Origin of the sequence: Pleurocapsa sp. FMAR1, from assembly GCF_963665995.1 — a bacterium.
Taxonomy (GTDB): domain Bacteria; phylum Cyanobacteriota; class Cyanobacteriia; order Cyanobacteriales; family Xenococcaceae; genus Waterburya.
On record NZ_OY762512.1, the window covers coordinates 408507 to 427651 of the forward strand.

17 protein-coding genes are annotated in these 19145 nt (G+C 40.0%); 6 read left to right on the top strand and 11 right to left on the bottom strand.

The window, feature by feature from the left end; all coding sequences use genetic code 11:
- Nucleotides 1–43 precede the first annotated feature (43 nt).
- The 3 genes from SLP02_RS02135 to SLP02_RS02145 all read right to left on the bottom strand — a co-directional run bounded on the left by SLP02_RS02135 (nt 44) and on the right by SLP02_RS02145 (nt 2201).
- On the bottom strand, nt 44–370 hold the full coding sequence (locus tag SLP02_RS02135) for a PsbP-related protein (RefSeq protein ID WP_319419007.1): 327 nt from the start codon (nt 368–370) through the stop codon (nt 44–46).
- A 20-nt stretch (nt 371–390) separates the two neighbouring features.
- The gene (locus tag SLP02_RS02140) at nt 391–1572 is read right to left on the bottom strand and encodes a serine/threonine protein kinase (protein WP_319419008.1); all 1182 of its coding nucleotides are present in this window, start codon (nt 1570–1572) and stop codon (nt 391–393) included.
- Between the two features lie 68 nt (nt 1573–1640).
- Nucleotides 1641–2201, bottom strand: a complete 561-nt coding sequence (locus SLP02_RS02145) for a peroxiredoxin (protein WP_319419009.1) — start codon at nt 2199–2201, stop codon at nt 1641–1643.
- A 280-nt stretch (nt 2202–2481) separates the two neighbouring features.
- Between SLP02_RS02145 and sat the strand changes: the two genes are divergently transcribed.
- The 5 genes from sat (at nt 2482) to SLP02_RS02170 (ending at nt 10817) form a co-directional block, all read left to right on the top strand.
- Nucleotides 2482–3645 carry a sulfate adenylyltransferase gene (gene sat / locus SLP02_RS02150; protein ID WP_319419010.1) on the top strand — a complete coding sequence of 388 codons (1164 nt, stop codon included), beginning with the start codon at nt 2482–2484 and terminating at the stop codon, nt 3643–3645.
- A gap of 171 nt (nt 3646–3816) precedes the next feature.
- Entirely contained in the window at nt 3817–6096 is a 2280-nt protein-coding gene (locus SLP02_RS02155) for a caspase family protein (protein ID WP_319419011.1), read from the top strand.
- A gap of 30 nt (nt 6097–6126) precedes the next feature.
- Nucleotides 6127–7392 carry a glycosyltransferase family protein gene (locus SLP02_RS02160; RefSeq protein ID WP_319419012.1) on the top strand — a complete coding sequence of 422 codons (1266 nt, stop codon included), beginning with the start codon at nt 6127–6129 and terminating at the stop codon, nt 7390–7392.
- Nucleotides 7393–8064: 672 nt separating this feature from the next.
- Nucleotides 8065–10152 carry an Rne/Rng family ribonuclease gene (locus SLP02_RS02165; protein ID WP_319419013.1) on the top strand — a complete coding sequence of 696 codons (2088 nt, stop codon included), beginning with the start codon at nt 8065–8067 and terminating at the stop codon, nt 10150–10152.
- Nucleotides 10153–10169: 17 nt separating this feature from the next.
- Nucleotides 10170–10817, top strand: a complete 648-nt coding sequence (locus SLP02_RS02170; RefSeq protein ID WP_319419014.1) for a ribonuclease HII — start codon at nt 10170–10172, stop codon at nt 10815–10817.
- A gap of 30 nt (nt 10818–10847) precedes the next feature.
- Here the strand turns inward: SLP02_RS02170 and SLP02_RS02175 are convergent, their stop codons facing one another.
- A complete protein-coding gene (locus tag SLP02_RS02175; protein WP_319419015.1) occupies nt 10848–11432 on the bottom strand; it encodes a DUF1997 domain-containing protein in 585 nt (194 codons plus the stop codon).
- Between the two features lie 127 nt (nt 11433–11559).
- Between SLP02_RS02175 and pheA the strand changes: the two genes are divergently transcribed.
- Entirely contained in the window at nt 11560–12402 is an 843-nt protein-coding gene (gene pheA / locus SLP02_RS02180; RefSeq protein WP_319419016.1) for a prephenate dehydratase, read from the top strand.
- A 46-nt stretch (nt 12403–12448) separates the two neighbouring features.
- Here pheA and SLP02_RS02185 read toward each other — a convergent pair whose 3' ends face one another.
- The 7 genes from SLP02_RS02185 to SLP02_RS02215 form a co-directional block, all read right to left on the bottom strand.
- Complete coding sequence (locus tag SLP02_RS02185) at nt 12449–13090, bottom strand: LON peptidase substrate-binding domain-containing protein (RefSeq protein ID WP_319419017.1); 642 nt, start codon at nt 13088–13090, stop codon at nt 12449–12451.
- 142 nt (nt 13091–13232) lie between these two features.
- Nucleotides 13233–13550 carry a 30S ribosomal protein S10 gene (gene rpsJ / locus SLP02_RS02190; RefSeq protein ID WP_096723150.1) on the bottom strand — a complete coding sequence of 106 codons (318 nt, stop codon included), beginning with the start codon at nt 13548–13550 and terminating at the stop codon, nt 13233–13235.
- A 201-nt stretch (nt 13551–13751) separates the two neighbouring features.
- Nucleotides 13752–14981, bottom strand: coding sequence for an elongation factor Tu (gene tuf, locus SLP02_RS02195; RefSeq protein ID WP_319419018.1), 1230 nt, complete (start codon nt 14979–14981; stop codon nt 13752–13754).
- A gap of 19 nt (nt 14982–15000) precedes the next feature.
- Entirely contained in the window at nt 15001–17082 is a 2082-nt protein-coding gene (gene fusA / locus SLP02_RS02200) for an elongation factor G (protein ID WP_319419019.1), read from the bottom strand.
- Between the two features lie 344 nt (nt 17083–17426).
- Nucleotides 17427–17897: a 30S ribosomal protein S7 gene (gene rpsG / locus SLP02_RS02205; protein ID WP_319419020.1), complete on the bottom strand. Its 471-nt coding sequence runs from the start codon at nt 17895–17897 to the stop codon at nt 17427–17429.
- Nucleotides 17898–18227: 330 nt separating this feature from the next.
- Nucleotides 18228–18602 (bottom strand): 30S ribosomal protein S12, encoded by a 375-nt coding sequence (gene rpsL, locus SLP02_RS02210; protein WP_319419021.1) that lies wholly within the window; start codon nt 18600–18602, stop codon nt 18228–18230.
- A gap of 183 nt (nt 18603–18785) precedes the next feature.
- Complete coding sequence (locus SLP02_RS02215) at nt 18786–19130, bottom strand: HesB/IscA family protein (protein ID WP_319419022.1); 345 nt, start codon at nt 19128–19130, stop codon at nt 18786–18788.
- Between the last annotated feature and the right edge of the window lie 15 nt (nt 19131–19145).

The window sequence follows — 19145 nt, forward strand, 5'->3', positions numbered from 1 at the left end:
CCGAAATTTATGGGACTTATGCAAGAGGTCTAATGTTTAATGATTAATTTATTTCCCAAGAATCAATGATTTTTTCTGCTGTTTCTAAAAATTTAGAATACTTAGCTTTTTCGGCAGTATAAATAGCAATATAGACTTGGTTGTTCTTAATTATAAATACCTCCATTTGCCTTAACTGCAATCCTCTTTCTTTACGAGAATAAACGATCATGCGGGCAGGAAACTCATCGATTTTAGTTTTGCGGTTTTCATCTATTTCGATGTTGTTTGCCCTATTTTGTTTTATCCGCTTAAAAACAGTCTGACCATACTGTTTTAAGGTAGTTGATTCAGAAGGTAAATATTCAACAGCAATAGATACCCTCTCCAAGAATAAATCAGCTTTAGTTTCTAGGGAGAAGCAAAAACTACTACTTCACCTGTAATTGGATCGTCTAAATCTCTTTTTGACCATGCTTGAGGATATTTAAGCTTAAATTGATAATCTTTGTTTGTATAATCAATAAAGCCTTGATAAGCATTTCTGTTCATGCCAATAAATATGATTATTAAGGCAGTAACAAAAGGAAGTGCTAATAGTAACCAAATGATCCCTTTGGGAAATTCAAAAGGGAAACTTCTTTTCTGCCTAGTTTTTCTACTTTTAGGCGATACAGCAAAAGGCATTTCTTCGCCAGAAAATTGAGGCGATTGAGGATCGAATGCAAAAGGTGGTGGGAAGACAACTACATTTTGTTGCTCAAAATCTAGTTCGGATAGAACGATCGCAGCAGACTGATAACGTAAAGATGGTTGATTACCCACCATTTTGTTAAGGATATTAGCAAGTTTGGGACTAATATCGGCACTAGAGTAACTATCAATTGTTGAAGGCTGCTGAACGTCTTCATCAGGGAGTGTTTTTGGCTGAATAAATTCAGAGACTTGTCCAGTTAGAGCATAAATAATTGTTTTTCCTAAAGCGTAAATATCAGTAGTAAAGTCGGCTTTTCCTTCTATCTGTTCGGGGGCTGCAAAATCTTGATTAACTATAGTTTGTAAAGGTTTGTTTTTGAATAAAATAGAGTTTTTGATTCCTGCAAAATTAGTCAAAAACTTTCTACCATCTTGATGCTGAATTAAACTTGAAGGCTGAATATTTAAATGGGCTACGTTAGCTTTATGAGTAAATTCGAGAATCCCCAAAATTTCTTGTAACCATTCAATAGCTTCTGCTTCATTAATAAGTGAATCTTCCAACCTTTGCTCTAAAGTTTCGTCCTCAAACAGTTCCTGAACCAAATAAAACTGGCGATCGCATTCAAAAAAAGCCAATAGTTGAGGGATCTGTGGATGCTGGCTAATCTTCTTGAGGATCTTACCTTGTTCGACAAACGCCTGAAGAACCTTTTGCCAAGACTGAGTACCTAAAACTTCACTTTCATACAGTGGCTGCAACCTTTCAATTTGACATTGAGGAGAGTTTACATCTGTCAGATCTTCGGCTGCATAAAGGGTACTAAAATCATCCTGACTTAGTTCTCGAATAATGCGATAGCGATCGCTTAATATTTTACCAACTATTGACTCCATGCAAGTCCAGCTATATTTATAATTGCAAATAAATAAAAAGTTACTACTACCGATTATAACTGGGACTTTTAGCTAGATAATTCCTGTTCTAACTCGTCTAAACGAGCAAGTACTTCTTGACTATGAATACTAGGTCTAACTCCCAAAAAAGTCTCCCGTAAAATACCTTGAGGATCGATTAGATAAGTATGTCTCAAGGACATCGCTCCCAACCAAGAGCCATAAGCTTTACTTACGCTGCCATTGGTATCTGCTAGCAAAGGAAATTTAAGCCCCTGGGCATCGCAAAATTCAGCATGAGAATCAACATCATCAACGCTCACTCCCAAAATCTGTGCGTCTCTTGCCTCATATTCTGCTAGATCTTGTTGAAAACGTCGAGCTTCAAGGGTACAGCCAGAAGTAAAATCTTGAGGGTAAAAATATAGTACTACCCATTTACCCTGGTAATCTTTAAGAGAAATATCACCATCTCCCGTGTTAGTAGGTAACACAAATTCGGGTGCAGGTTCATTTAGAGGCGGTTGTTTGCCTCCCATTGCCCAGGCATTAGGCAGTATCGTTGTGCAAGAAAGTGAGAAAGACAAGGCAACAGCTAGCCAAAATCGAATCGAAATCAAACGTTTCATAATCTACAAAAATATGATTTACTTAACATAAAGATTACAAGTAATGCTAAGACCATAACAAAAAATTAATATATTCAATTAATTTAAAATGGTTTTCAGGGAGAAAATATTATTCTCACTGACCAACGGTCACAGCAGCGCGAAAAGCCGTTGCGGGGGTTTCCCCCGTTGAGGCTATTGAGCAAGAAGGCTCCGTCCGTTTAGGGCGGAGTAATCTGTGACTTGTTAGCTTCGTCATTCTGAACCAAGCATAAGTAATAAAAATTAAGATGCAGATATTATGAGTAAAGACTTAATTGCACCTCACGGTGGTGAATTAATAGATCGTTTGGCTACCCCAGCCGAAAAAGAAGACTTTCTAGCCAAAGCCGACTCTTTACCCAGAGTTCAGTTAGACGAAAGAGCTACCTCCGATCTAGTTATGATCGCCATTGGTGGATTTAGCCCCCTCAGTGGCTTTATGGGTCAAGAAGACTATGTTAGCGTAGTGAAAAAAATGCGTTTAGCTAATGGTTTACCCTGGTCTGTACCTGTGACCCTCTCGGTAACTAAAGAGGTTGCCGATCCTTTAGCAGTAGATAGTCTAATTCGCTTAGATAATCCTGACGGCAAATTTATTGGGGTTTTGCAGCTAAGGAAAAAGTATAGCTACGACAAGAAGCATGAGGCAACAAACGTTTACGGCACGGAAGAAGACAAACATCCTGGAGTCAAAGTAATTTATGACCAGGGAGAAATCAATTTAGCTGGCAAAATATGGTTGCTAGAGAGAGAAGATCACCCCCAGTTTTCTAAGTATCAAATCGATCCTGCTGCTTCTAGAGCCATGTTTCAAGAAAGAAACTGGGAAACGGTAGTTGGTTTTCAAACCCGTAACCCTATTCACCGCGCTCATGAATACATTATTAAATGTGCTTTGGAAATTGTTGATGGTTTGTTTCTTCATCCTTTAGTCGGAGCAACAAAGAGTGATGACATTCCCGCTGATGTAAGAATGCGCTGCTACGAAATTATGATGGAAAACTATTTTCCTCAAGAACGAGTAATTCTAGCCATTAATCCTTCTGCCATGCGCTATGCAGGACCAAGAGAAGCCATTTTCCACGCTTTAATTCGTAAAAACTATGGCTGTACTCATTTTATTGTGGGTCGCGATCATGCTGGAGTAGGTGACTATTATGGAACTTACGATGCTCAAGAAATTTTTGGAGAATTTGCACCAGAAGAACTAGGTATTACACCTCTCAAGTTTGAACACGCTTTTTACTGTACGCGGACAGAACAGATGGCAACAGCTAAAACTAGCCCTGCAACTAAGGATGAGCGAATTCATTTGTCAGGGACAAAAGTAAGAGCTATGCTGAGAGAAGGCAAAACACCTCCTCCCCAATTCTCTCGTCCAAAAGTTGCCGAAGAACTAGCAAGAGCAATGAAAGCTTCATAGCCTCCTCAAGCAAGATTCAGATAATTATGAATTACCGAGGCAAAACACTATAATTGGTTACAGGTTGAGAATACTTAAGGTAGTCTTAATCTGTAACCTTTTTGATTTTAAATAACATTTAACAGCTATTACTGATAGGCTGATAGCTGATATTAAAAGCTAGTAGCTGATATGGGACTCGATCGCCGAACTTTTCTACAGCAGGCTGGATTGGCTTTGTTTACTTGGGGAGCAACCGAAGCAGGAATCTCATCTTTAGACAAAGATAGTCAATTAGCAGCCTTAGTTAAAAATTATCATCAAACTTTAGCAGAATCTACTAGTCGCAAGCTGGCTTTGCTTGTGGGCATTAATCGCTATCCCGACCATGAACATCTTGATGGTTGTTTGACGGATGTTGAACTACAACGTGAACTATTAATTCATCGTTTCGGATTTAATCCCCAAGATATTGTTACTTTATGCGATCGCCAAGCCACCAGAGAAAATATTGAAACTGCTTTTATCGAACACTTAGCTCAACAGGCTCAAGCTGATGATGTAGTAGTGTTTCATTTTAGTGGCTACGGTGGTCAAATTAAGATGCCTTTGTCTACAGTGGCAACAGCAAACGATACAAATAATCCCGATCCCTTTAAACTAGTTAATAGTTTTGTACCTGTCGATGGAGTGCTACCTTCTCAAAAAACTTCTATTGCCAATAGCATTCTGCAAGATACTCTACTGGTATTGGCACAGTCTTTATCTACCTCCAAATGCACTTTTGTTTTAGATACTAGCTTTAACACTACTCCTGGGAGCAAACATGGTAGCCTCAAGGTGCGATCAGTGTCAGAAGTTGCCGAGAGTTCTAGTCCCCAAGAGCTGATCTTTTTAGAACAGTTACGCAGTGATTTTGCGGCTAAAGGACTTAAGCCTACTAAAAGATTATTATCTTTGCCTGGAGTTGTTCTTTCTGCAAGCAGCAATAATCAAGTGGCAGCAGAAAGACATTGGAATGGCTTTAGTGCAGGACTATTTACCCATGCTTTAACTCAACATCTTTGGCATTTAACTCCCAGTAATAAGGTGCAAATAGCTCTGGCTAGAACAGCAGCCACCGTCGAGCAGACAATGGGTAGGCAACAACAACCCTCGCTCAATAGTCCTGAGAAATCGGCGATCGCTTATTATTTAGCCACTAGCGATGCTCCTAATGCCACGGGAGTTGTTAGCAAGGTCAGCAATAACATCATTGAAGTTAAACTTTTGGGTTTACCGGCAACAATTCTTGACTGTTATGGAGTCTATTCCTGCCTGCGTTTGCTATCTGCCGATGGTCTAGACGCGACCCAACTCCAAATTCAATCAAAAGCAGGTTTGGTTAGCAAAACCAAGCTTATTCAGCCAGGAGCAGTTGATTCACCGCTTCCGGGGCAGTTAGTCCGCGAAAGTATTCGGATGCTAGAGCGTAACTTAGGGATAAACTTAGCCCTAGATGCCGATATGCCGAGAATTGAACGAGTAGATGCCACTAGTGCTATTGCTAATATTTCGGGGGTCAACTCGGCGACCGCTTCGGGAGAGCAAAACGCTGATTGTCTTTTGGGTAAGATCGAGCGAATTTCAGCCAAAGAAACTGGCAATTCAAACACTGAAAATCAAACTTCTAGCTACGGTTTATATACTGCTGGAGGAGAATTAATTAGCAAAACTACAGGTGTAGATGAAGAAGCAGTTAAAATTGCTATCGATCGCCTCAAGCCACAGTTTAATAATTTGCTAGCAGCTAAATGGCTCAAGCTGACTGACAATGAATTTTCTTCAGGCTTAAAAGCAGGTGCTAGCTTATCAACAGTCACAACCGAGCAGCCTATCAATCTACACAGAACGACTTTGATCGCTGAGGATGAACAATTACCAGCCGAGAAGAAGCAAATTTTTCCTGGCGATCGCTATAGTACCGTGCCGATTTTAATTAAAGGTTCAGATGTTCAACTTTCTTTGAGCAATACTAGCGATCGACCGCTCTATCTGCTTATTTTGGGAATTAATTCTGACAGTAGTATTTTTGCCCTATATACTCCTACTAAATCGACACCAGCCGAAGCCCAGACGCAATTAAAAAATCTAGAGATTGCATCTGGGGATGAACTGACAGTACCATCAGTAGAGGATTCTTGGAAATGGAAAGTTTCGGATTCAGTTGGTATAAATACTCTATATGCTGTTTTTTCTGTCCAACCATTTGCCAAGACCTTGACGGCTTTGGCAAACCAGCCAACCTTTAAACTAGACCAAGAACAGATATTAAACGTGACTAACCCAGTAGCTGTAGTCAATTCTTTAATGGAAGATTTGCACGCTGCCAGTTCAGTGTCACCAGAGCTTTTACCAAATGGTGATGTCTATGCCTTGGATGTTAATCACTGGGCAACCCTTAGCTTTATCTATGAAGTTGCTAACTCATAAGGGATGAAGGATGAAGGATGGAAATTTTATATGCAATCAACTGATATTGTCATTTTGTCTAATGGCCCAGGAGAAGTCGTAACTTGGGTACGTCCTGTGGTTAAATGTCTGCGTCAGGCTTTTGGAAGTGAACAGAATCAGTTAAGAATTTCGGTTTTGTTGTCTCCTTGTCCCCACAGTACGGGCAAAGAGGCAGCGATCGCCTTAAGCTATCGGCAAGTAGATCGAGTACTGCCAGCTTCAGAGTTTTTTGCTTTTTTGCTTTGGGGTAAAACTCCAGATAATTGGCAATGGCACAAGCAAGGAATGGTAGTTTTCTTAGGCGGCGATCAGTTTTATACCGTTGCTATTAGCAAACGATTAAGGTACTCCAGCTTAATTTATGCCGAATGGGATGCTCGTTGGTATCGCTTCGTTAATTATTTTGCAGCCATGAACCAAAAGGTAATCGAGGCAGTACCCAAGTCTTATCAACACAAGTTTACTTTGGTAGGCGACTTGATGGCGGATACCGCCTTGGAAGTAAAAAATCAGTCTGGTAAATTAGACCCAGGCATTGCCAAAATTGGTTTGCTTGTAGGTTCAAAACCCGCCAAACTCGCTCAAGGAGTTCCTTTATGTTTGGCGATCGCTCAAAAGATTCAGCAACAAAAGCCCCAAGCTGAATTTATCATCCCTGTTGCACCCACTCTAGATTTAAGTGATTTGGGCAACTATGCTAATTTACAACATAACCCTTTGATCTCATCTTTGGGCAACGTAGAAGGCAAATTAATTACATCGGCAGATGAAGATATTACCTATTTAGTTACTTCAGGAGGAACAAAGATTGAACTAATTACCCAGTTTCCTGCCTATGAAACATTAGTCTCTTGTCAGCTTTGCCTGACAACTGTGGGCGCAAATACAGCCGAATTGGCTTCTCTGGGAATCCCGATGATTGTTTTATTACCAACTCAGCAGCTAGATGCTATGCGCTCTTGGGATGGAATACCAGGAATTATGGCTAATCTACCAGGAGTAGGAACATTTTTCGCCAAACTAATTAATTGGCTAGTACTTAAGCAAGGACGTTTGTTTGCTTGGCCCAATATTTGGGCTGGGCGAGAAATAGTTCCTGAACTAATCGGCAGGCTAAAACCTGAAACTGTTGCTGAGTTAGTGTTAGATTATCTCGCCCATCCTAATAAACTTGAGAATATGCAGGTCAATTTAGTAGCGGTCAGAGGAAAGAGTGGTGCAGCGCAACAGATCGCAGATATAATAAAGCAAGAAATAACTACTAAAATTAACTAATTAGCCTAAGCTCCCTATTCGGCAATGTTACCGAGTAGAACAGCTAATTTCCTTGCCAAAGATTACCCTTCAAGGTTATATTCAGGTTAAAATTTGGTAGAGTAACGTCTCAGCAACTTCGTAGTCGCTTAGTAATTCTAGTCTAAAGAATGTAAGGTGAAATCATTGGCGCTCAACAGTTAGGGAAAATCTCAAGCTTGCGCTTATGCAACTAGCAGTATCTTTTAGCGATGGCAGAGCCTAACGCTAATTTAAGGTTAATAGAACTTCCCTAGTTGCCAATAAATTACATCAATTGACTATTGCTTTACTAATCTTAATAAAGTTTTAGTCATAACTATTTATTACTACTTTCGACCAGCGGATCTCCCTATAGTCTTCTTCTAAAAATAGAAGTAAATAAAGTAGAAAGTTAATTCTACGAGAGACAAAAAATTAACCCCCAAGCACCAGCTAAATAATTAAGACTGCTCAAACAGATATTATTTTTTAATATCTAAACGCTATAGATACATATGTGAAATTCACTGATTTATTTTTATTGCCTACTTTCTTAAATTGGAAAACACTGAACATTAATAAGATAATATCAATCATTTTTTACTCAGTGAATTACATAATTTTACGACAGGCTAATTGATAATCAGCCATTAAAATTTTTGAGGAAAATTAATGTCAAAACAGATAATTATTGCAGAACAACATCACATAGCTGCTGTTTTCTGGGAAGAACAAATACAAGAGTTAATTGTTGCCACAGGTTATCAGCAAGTAAGTGATATTTACCTAGGTACGGTAGAAAATATTATTCCTGGTATCGATGCTGCGTTTGTTAACATTGGTAATAGCGAACGTAACGGTTTTATTCACGTCACAGATTTAGGACCATTACGCCTTAAAAGAAGCGCAGCAGCCATTACTGAACTGCTAGCTCCTCAGCAAAAAGCTTTAGTTCAGGTTATGAAAGAACCTACAGGCAATAAAGGACCAAGGCTAACTGGAAATATCACCTTACCAGGACGTTACTTGGTCTTGATGCCCTATGGTAAGGGAGTTAAACTATCTCGTCGTATCGCCGATGAAAATGAGCGTAGTCGTCTTCGCGCCTTGGCAATTTTGATTAAACCACCAGGAATGGGCATCTTAATCAGAACTGAGGCAGATGGTAAAGCCGAAGAGGCCATCATGGAAGATTTAGAATTTTTGCAAAAGCAGTGGGAATCGATTCAGTATCAGGCAAACTACGCCAAGCCTCCAGTTTTACTTAATCGGGATGATGACTTTATTCAGCGTGTTTTACGGGATACATACTCGGCTGAAGTTAATACTATTGTGGTTGACTCTTCTGCTGGAGTAAAAAGAGTCAAGCAACAGTTAATGAATTGGAGTAGTGGACGCTCACCCCAGGGTGTCTTTATTGATTATCACCGCGAACAGCAGCCGATTTTAGACTATTATCGCGTTAATGCTGCAATCAAAGAAGCTCTTAGACCGAGAGTCGAACTGCCTTCTGGAGGTTATGTCATTATTGAACCAACAGAAGCCTTGACGGTGATTGATGTGAATTCAGGGTCGTTTACTCGCTCGGCAACTGCCAGAGAAACAGTGCTATGGACAAATACTGAAGCTGCTACCGAAATTGCTCGTCAGTTGCGTTTACGGAATATTGGCGGGGTGATTGTAGTTGACTTTATTGATATGGATTCCCATCGAGATAAGATCAAGCTGTTAGAACAGTTTAATAAAAGCCTCAAAGGAGATAAAGCACGCCCGCAAATTGCTCAACTTTCTGAACTAGGTTTAGTAGAGCTTACTCGTAAACGCCAAGGCAAAAATATATACGAATTGTTTGGTCAAACTTGTCATACTTGCGGTGGTTTAGGGCAGATAGCCCATCTTCCAGGAAAATCAGAGGCAGAACCTTTAGAGACTTCGCCGATAATTCCTCCTGCTGCGATTCGTGAACCAGTTAATAGTATTCGTCCTGTAATTCCTTCTCCCGTAGAACGACCAGAAAAACCAGAGTTGGTTAACAACTCGACCCCAGATCTAGGATACGATCGCAACAGTCGTCAACCAGACTTAATTAGTCATCCTAACTATCAAGAACAGGCAGGAAGTAGCAACGGTAATCGTCGTCGTCGTCGTAGTCGTCGTAACGATCTGCTGATCAAAGAAGAGTTAATTGAACAAGAAAATTTAGAGCAAAACAACAGAGTTATTGATTTAGATAGTGAGAATAATACTGAAGAGCGTAAATCTCGTTCTCAATCCCGTTCCCCTCGTAGAGATGAAGCTAATTTAGAAAAAGTGACTATAGAAATGGATGACATGGAACAGGAGATCTATGCCTTGATGGGTATATCTCCCCTAGTTTATGCTGACCAAGAAGCTCAAGATCCTAAATCTGTTTTAGTTTACGTCAAAAAACCTGGAGAAGAGTTAGCTGAAGAAGAAACAAAAACGCTTGTTCCTGAACAGTCAGAAGTTGAAAGAAAGCCCAAAACTAGAGTTCAGAAGACCCAAAGCCAGGACAAAACTGAATTTGTCCCTGAACCAGAAGCTGAAGTTGAATTAGAGCCTGAAACTGAACCAGAAGCTGAAGTTGAATTAGAGCCTGAAGTTGAATTAGAGCCTGAAGCTGAACCAGAAGCTGAAGTTGAACCAGAACTAGAATCTGTAGCCGATGAAGAAGCTTCGACTACTGGTCGTCGTCGTCGCCGTCGTCGTTCTTCAGCCGTTAAAGAAGTTGAGGTTTAATTGATTATCAATGAACAGTGAGCAATGAGCAGTTGACGGACAATTTCGACGATTCTTTGTTGGCAGAATTTATCTCCTCAGATACTTTAGTTGGGGGGGTTGATGAAGTTGGCAGAGGAGCTTTGTTTGGTTCAGTAGTGGCAGCATCTGTAGTTTTACCCCTCTCAGCTATTCCCAAACTAGTTGCTGCTGGAGTTCAAGATAGTAAAAAGCTTTCTGCTAAAAAACGTCAGGAACTAGTTTGGCCAATTAAGCAAATTGTCGCTGGTTGGCATATTAGTTATGCCAGCGTTAGCGAAATAGACAATCTTAATATATTGCAGGCTTCTTTGCTGGCTATGAACAGAAGTATATCTGGATTGCCAGTCATGCCAGATATATGTTTGGTGGATGGCAAGTTTCGGGTGCCTAATTTGTCAATTCCCCAAAAGACAGTAATTAAAGGAGACTTGCGATCGCCTGTAATTGCAGCAGCTAGCATTTTGGCTAAGGTGTGGCGCGATCGATTAGTGATCGGCTTGGCAGAAAAGTATCCAGAGTATAATCTAGCTGCTAATAAAGGCTATCCTACTGCTGCTCATCGTTTAGCTATCCAGCAATACGGCATTTGTGCCGAACACCGTCGCTCATTTAAATTATGTCAATGTTCTGATTGCGGAGGATGACTGTAAAACTAAATATTAACTCAGATCAATTCAAAATCCGTGATCTGGAGATAACTCAGATGCAGGTGTCGCACTTGAGATGGTTTCTTGAGATGCCCAGGTGCGATAATCCTGAATTAATTGAGTTGTCAGCTTTTGTTTAATTCTAACTAAAACGCTTTTGAGCAGTTTATTCCCTGCTTTTTCTAAAAATGGTTTGGGGGTAAACATTAAACCAGTCGGTAACTCAACTCTTACTTCTAAATCAGCTTGACCCTCTAAGATGGTGTTGCCTGCTGACTCTTGAGCAGATAAAATACCCTTGAGCTTGAGAGAAAAACGCCGATTTATGTAGTCAATTCCCTTAATTTGACAATTCTCAGATTTTAAATATACGCTGCCGTCAGAACCAGACCAAACTTTAAGCACTACAATTGGCTGGAAATGATAAATTTCCATAAAGTTAATCGGTCGCATCTTCAACTCATATAAATCATCAGATATCTGCTTCATTAACTGCGGATCGGCGATCGCCTTTACCAGCCTTTTAGGTTGACGCAAATAATGCTGTATCGGAGTTTCCTGATTAGCTACTGAAATCTGAACTAATTCTGAGGCGCTGAAACTAACATCCATAAGTGAAACTACTGAAATCTTTATCTTTTATTAATTTTAGGTTACATTTCTTCAAAAATTATTTATATGTCGAAAAATTAATACTATGGTTAGATCTTTGTATCTATGTTAATAAGATGCGATCGCTATGAATTTATCTCTTGCCTATTTAGGACCTACTGGAACTAACTCCGAAACTGCTGCCTTGGCATATGCAAAATGGCTAACTGCCCATCAGAATCAAACGGCAACTCTTTGTCCTTATCCTAGTATTGCTCTTGCCTTACAATCTGTAGTTAAAGGTAAAGTTGATTATGCAGTCGTACCAATTGAAAATTCCGTTGAGGGAAGCGTTACGGTTGTTTTAGATACTCTATGGCAATCAGAAAATCTCCAGGTACATCAAGAACTAACCATCCCTATTCTGCACGGATTGTTATCTTACGCTCAATCATTAGAGCAAATTAAAACAGTTTACTCTCATCCTCAAGCTTTGGCTCAATGTCAGAAGTGGCTCGAAAAATTTTTACCCCAAGCGCAGCTAGTGCCTACCAACTCTACTACTGAGGGCATACAAAAACTCAAAGATGATTTGACCACAGCAGCAGTTTCTGCTCCTAGAGCAGCAGAATTATACCAAGTTCCCTTATTAAGACAGGATATTAAAGATCGCCCCGACAACTGTACTCGTTTTTGGATTGTAAGTTCTCATGACATTAAAAACGGTAGCCATCTTTCCCTAGCTTTTAGCCTGCCTCAAAATGCTCCAGGAGCTTTAGTCAAAGCCTTAGAAATCTTTGCCCGTAGAGAAATTAACTTGAGTAAGATTGAATCCCGCCCTACTAAACGCTATTTGGGAGAATATATCTTTTTTATAGATTTAGAAGGTAATTCTCATAATATAGAAATTAGAGATGCTTTAAGCGATTTATCTGCCTGTACAGAGGTTCTTAAAATCTTTGGAAACTATAATCTACTCGATGCAGACTAGTTTTATCTGTACAGACTTTTAGACGCTTGTTAGGTTTTTTTAAAAATCAATCATCTAAAGCATCTTTAAGTGCAGTGCGGGCTGCTAAATGATTACGAGTAGAAGCAAGAATTTCTTGTTCTCTTTGTAAACGCTCCAAAGTATCCTGCATTTCTAACAATGCCTGCTGTTCTGATGCTACACCATACAAGTTGCTGGCTACCCAGTAAGATAGCTCGGTAGGCGAATTAGGTAAATCATCAGGAAGCTCTATTTTTTGACTAGTAAGCTTGGCTGATAAATGAACTACGTTTTTTAGTAATTCTTCAACTTCAGTTGCTATCGGTCTTAAGTCTTGAGTAGGTGGCTTATCCTCAATCCACTCTACTAAACCGACGCGATAGGGTTTTTCACGAACATATTCTAAAACTTTAAACCTTTGTTGCCCAAAAGTTAACATTTTCATCCGATCATCAGGTAGTCTCTGGAAATGTAAAATTTCGGCACAGCAACCATATTCGGCAATCTCTCCTGTAGCGGGATCGATAGACAACACTCCGAAACGACGATCATTTTCCAGAATTGTGTTCATCATAATTCTGTAACGATACTCAAATATATGCAGCGGTAACGGACGGCTGGGAAACAAAACGACTTCAGGAAGGGGAAATAAGGGTAGTTCTCTGACTGCGATTGAAGAAGGTGCCATCTAAACTTGTTTATATTTATAGCTGGTATTGTTACTTATTCTTTACTTTAACGGATTTTTAATCAGAACGTACATACTTAAAAACCCTTCAGAGAAAATCTAAAGGGCAGAATGATTTATTTATAGCCTAAAAATCTAAATATTAAAGTTTGACTTCAATATCAACCCCAGCAGGCAAATCCAATTTCATTAAGGCATCAATAGTCTTAGAAGAAGGCTTGTAGATGTCAATAATGCGGCGATGGGTACGAGTTTCAAAGTGTTCGCGAGAATCTTTGTCTACGTGAGGCGATCGCAATACACAGTAAATTCTTCTTTTAGTTGGTAAAGGAATTGGACCAACAGCAGAAGCGTTAGTTCTGTTGGCTGTGTCTACAATTTTTTCACACGAGGTATCAAGTAGACGTTGATCGAATGCTTTGAGGCGAATGCGGATTTTTTGTTGTTGAATCGTTGCCATGTTGCTTAATTGTCGAGGTACGGATGGTTAAAAAGGATTATAGCTTAAGAGTGGGTGTATGAAATTCACCACTAATGCTAAATATACATATTATTCTCTCACCAAAGCTAGGGGAGCAGACGATGCCAGTCAAGCTATTTGACTAACAAAGTCTACTCCCGAAGGGTTAGGTTGTTCGTTCTATTTAGGTTGTCCTACGGACTACTTGATAATCTTAGAGACTACACCAGCACCGATAGTACGACCACCTTCACGAATCGCAAAGCGCATTCCTTGCTCAATAGCGATCGCGTTAATTAGCTCTACGTTCATTTTAATGCGATCGCCAGGCATTACCATTTCTACTGCGCTGCCATCATCAGCAGTGTAGTCAGTGATAGTACCAGTTACGTCAGTTGTACGAACGTAGAACTGAGGACGGTAGTTTTTAAAGAAAGGAGTATGACGACCACCTTCTTCTTTGGTTAGTACATAAACTTCTCCTTCAAATTCGGTGTGAGGAGTGATTGAACCAGGTTTAGCCAAAACCATACCCCGTTCAATATCTTCTTTCTGTACACCACGAAGAAGCACTCCTACATTGTCTCCAGCCATACCCTGATCCAAAGTTTTTTGGAACATTTCTACGCCAGTGACAGTAGTGCTGCGAGTATTTCTAATACCGATAATTTCGATGGTTTCGCCTACTTTTACCACACCACGCTCAATACGACCAGTAGCCACAGTACCACGACCTGTAATGGAGAAGACATCTTCTACCGCCATCAAGAAAGGCTTATCAATTTCACGCTCAGGAGTAGGAATATAAGTATCTACCTGCTCCATTAGATCGTAAATTTTATCAACCCACGGGTCTTCACCTTGTTTAGTATCAGGTTTAGCAGTCAATGCTTCTACTGCCTTGAGAGCAGAACCAGCAACGATGGGAATATCATCACCAGGAAAATCGTATTCGCTCAACAGCTCACGAATTTCCAATTCGACCAATTCAATTAGCTCTTCGTCGTCTACTTGGTCTTCTTTATTCATAAACACTACCAAGCTAGGAACACCTACTTGTTTAGCCAAAAGAATGTGTTCGCGAGTTTGAGGCATAGGACCATCTGCTGCTGATACCACTAGAATACCGCCATCCATTTGAGCAGCACCAGTAATCATGTTTTTTACATAGTCAGCGTGTCCAGGACAGTCCACGTGAGCGTAGTGACGTTTTTCTGTTTCGTATTCTACGTGAGCAGTGTTGATCGTGATGCCACGCGCTTTTTCTTCAGGAGCAGCATCAATATCTTCGTATCTTCTCGCTTTAGCATTACCTATAGCAGCCAAAGCTAGAGTAATAGCTGCTGTTAAAGTAGTTTTACCGTGGTCTACATGACCTACTGTACCGATATTAGCGTGTTCTTTATTACGTTCAAACTTTGCGCGTGCCATTAATGTACTTATTCCTTATTTAAATTAGTGTGTTTCCTTTGTTTTTAGCGATGATTGCCTCTGCTTCATTGCGAGGAACATCGCTGTACTCACTGAACTCCATCGAAAATATACCGCGTCCTTGGGTTTTTGAGCGGATATCGGTAGCATAGCCAAACATTTTAGCCAAAGGAACTTGAGCATCTATTTTTGCTATGCCAGCTTCGGAGTTCATACCTTCAATGTTGCCTCGGCGAGAGTTCAAGTCTCCAATCACATCTCCTAAGAAATCTTCAGGAACTTCAACCTCAACTTTCATCATAGGCTCTAAGACCACAGGAGAAGCTTTCTTTACTGCTTCTCTGACTGCCATTGAACCGGCTACCTTAAAAGCCATTTCATTTGAGTCTACATCGTGGTACGAACCATCAACTAAAGTAACCTTGACATCTATCAGAGGATATCCTGACAAGATACCAGATTCACAAGTTTGTTTCACCCCTTGTTCAATGGCAGGGATATATTCTTTGGGAATAGTGCCACCGACAATTTTGGAAACAAACTCGAAACCACTTTTCGCTTCAGCAGGTTCAATTTCTAATACGGCATGACCATATTGACCTTTCCCGCCACTCTGCTTGATGTATTTACCTTCGGCTCGACTGCTTTGGCGAATCGTCTCGCGATAAGCCACTTGAGGTTTACCTACCGTAGCCTCAACATTAAACTCCCTTAACATTCTATCTACGAGAATTTCTAGATGAAGTTCTCCCATTCCCGCAATTACAGTCTGGTTAGTTTCAGGATTAGTACTGACGCGAAAAGTAGGATCTTCATCAGCAAGAGTCTGTAAAGCTTTTGATAGCTTTTCTATATCGCTCTTAGTCTGAGGTTCTACTGCTACAGAGATTACTGGTTCAGGAACAAATAAAGATTCTAAGATAATCGGCTGTTTATCATCACACAGAGTATCTCCAGTAGCAGCTAACTTTAAGCCAACAATTGCTCCTAAATCACCAGCCCTGAGTTCATCTACTTCAATACGATCGTTAGATTTTAAAACCACTAAGCGCGAAATGCGCTCTTTTTTTTGCTTGGTGGCGTTGTAAACATAGCTACCTTTCTCCAAAACCCCCGAATAGACTCTCACAAAAGTCAAACGACCAAATTTATCACTGGCAATTTTAAAAGCCAAAGCTGCAAATGGTTCTTCATCACTAGAATGCCTTACGGCTTCTTCGCCATTAAGTAGTTCGCCCGTAATAGGAGGTACTTCGGTAGGAGCAGGTAAGTAATCTACTACCGCGTCTAAAAGAACTTGAACTCCCTTGTTTTTAAAGGCAGAGCCACACAGCATAGGCATAATAGAACCATCAATCGTACCCTTACGAATTGCTGCTTTGATTTCTGCTGTACTAAACTCTTCCTCCATCAAGAATTTTTCAAGGAGTGCTTCGTCAGTTTCGGCGATAGATTCGATTAACTTCGCTCTATATTCTTTAGCCTTATCCAATAGCTGTTCGGGAATTTCAATATTTTCTATTTCTTTTCCTAAATCATCTTTGTAGATGATGGCTTTCATCTCAACTAAATCTACAATCCCTTCAAACTCTCCCTCGCTACCCATAGGAATCTGAATTGGTACTGCATTGGCCTGAAGGCGATCTTTTATTTGCTCATGAACTTTAAAGAAATTTGCTCCTGTACGATCCATTTTATTGACAAAAGCAATTCTTGGCACATTGTACCTATTTGCCTGCCGCCAAACAGTCTCAGACTGGGGCTGTACACCGCCTACAGAACAAAATACAGCAATTACGCCATCAAGCACGCGCATCGAACGCTCAACTTCAATTGTGAAGTCTACGTGACCTGGGGTATCAATAATATTGACTTTATGATCTTTCCAGCTTGTAGTGATGGCAGCAGCGGTAATAGTAATTCCTCTTTCCTGCTCTTGCTGCATCCAGTCCATAGTGGCTGCGCCATCATGAACTTCCCCCATTTTGTAGGCGATGCCCGTGTAGAAAAGAATACGCTCTGTTGTTGTCGTTTTGCCCGCATCTATGTGAGCAGCAATGCCTATGTTTCGCACTCGTTCCAGCGGTATAGTACGTGCCACAAGTACCTCCTTGCATCTTGCAGGATGAAATTGCTAAATGTTTACCAACTGTCACAGATTACTTCGCCCTACATGGGCGAAGTAATCTGTGACTTTTTTTAACGCCGCTTATGATTCTATACTTTTATTAAATTTTATTTAAAATTAAACTGCTTTACTATGGGGATTACCGTAAGCAGTAGGCATAGAAATATAAAAGTATTGAGTTGTTTTGACTTAAATTAAAAATGAAATAAAGCGAATCTAGCTATACACCGTAGTATTTTCTTTTATTCTGAATAAATTGCTAGGCTGCCTTATTTAATTTATCTAATCAAAGCTAAAACAACACAATTTCTGTTTATTTAATAGCGATAATGAGCAAAAGCCTTATTTGCCTCTGCCATACGATGGGTTTCATCCCTCTTCTTCATCGCTCCTCCAGTTTCATTAGCAGCATCCATAATTTCGCTGGCTAACTTACTTGCCATTGTACGACCGCCTCTAGAACGAGAAAACTGAATTAACCAGCGCAAAGCCAAGGTTGTACCTCTACCCTGCCTTACCTCCATAGGTACTTGATATGTAGCTCCACCAACACGGCGAGCTTTAACTTCTACTAAAGGAGTCAAGTTTTTGATAGCCTGTTCAAATACTTCTATTGGTTCGTTGCCAGTTCTTTCGCCAATAATGGACATAGCATCATAAATTATACGAGACGCTAAAGATTGCTTTCCACTACGCATAATTCTTCTAATAGTCATACTCAAAAGGCGACTATTGTAAACTGGATCTGGGGGAACGGGGCGTTTTTTCTTAGTTGAACGACGAGACATTTGCTTATTACTTAAGTTAAGGATTATAAAATTGTGTTTTAGTCGTAATCAATAAATGCTACTGATTACGACTAAAAAATGACAAACTTGTCTAAACTCAAGAAACTGATACCATTTAGGCTAATTTATTTTAAGTTTATTAAACCGAGTTTGAGATTAAGAGCAATAATAATGTTTGAACTAAATACCACTGCTTTGCTGTCCATAGAAACAAAGAAGTTCGTGATTCAGCTTCTCACTAAAAATAGCATCCTTGTCTGCAATAGCAACTCTTCAGATGAGGATGCGCTTAGTTTACTCTATTTGGCGATAAAAACATTGACACAAGCCCTAGGACTTGGGTTTTTTAGTTCCATACTTAGAACGGCTTTGAGATCTGTCTTTTACACCAGTCGTGTCTAAAGTACCACGAACTATATGATATCTTACTCCTGGCAAGTCTTTAACCCGACCTCCACGAATTAGCACAACCGAGTGTTCCTGTAAATTGTGTCCAATTCCTGGAATGTAAGCGGTTACTTCAAACCCTGAAGTCAGACGTACCCTAGCTACCTTTCTCAGTGCTGAATTGGGTTTCTTAGGGGTAGTCGTATATACTCTAGTGCAAACTCCACGACGCTGAGGACATTCCTTGAGAGCGGGAGATTTAGTTTTCTTTTGCGACTTAGATCTTTCGCTACGAATTAGTTGCTGAATAGTGGGCATGAGTTATTAGCTTGTGTGGTTTCAAATCCTCTTAAATTTATTAATGTCAAAATAAGCTAACAGAGTAGCAGACAAATTATAATACTAGTTTAAAATGCATTCTTCTGTCAATCTTAAATATAACATTATCGTTAGCTCGTGATTATGAACATAATAGAAACAATATTGGGCTTGGCTGATATTTTATTTTTCTTTAGTGATATCAAAGGATATGCCACAACCACAAATATTCTTGGCTTTGGGATTATGAAACCTAAATCCGCCTCCCATAAGATCCTCAGAATAGTCTAACTTTAGATCTCCAAGATATTTCCAAGAATTGGCATCGACTAATACTGTGATCTTTCCAACTTCTAAAACCTGTTCTTGAGATGAAGTGGGAGCATGAGTATGCTCTAATTTTAGCTGGTAATACCAACCAGAACAGCCCCCTGGACTAACAGCTAGTCGCAAAAAACTGTTCTTTGCTTCTCTATTCAGTTGGATTCGCTGTATTTCTTTGACTGCGGATGGACTAATATTAACCATGAAAATGCTTTGCTT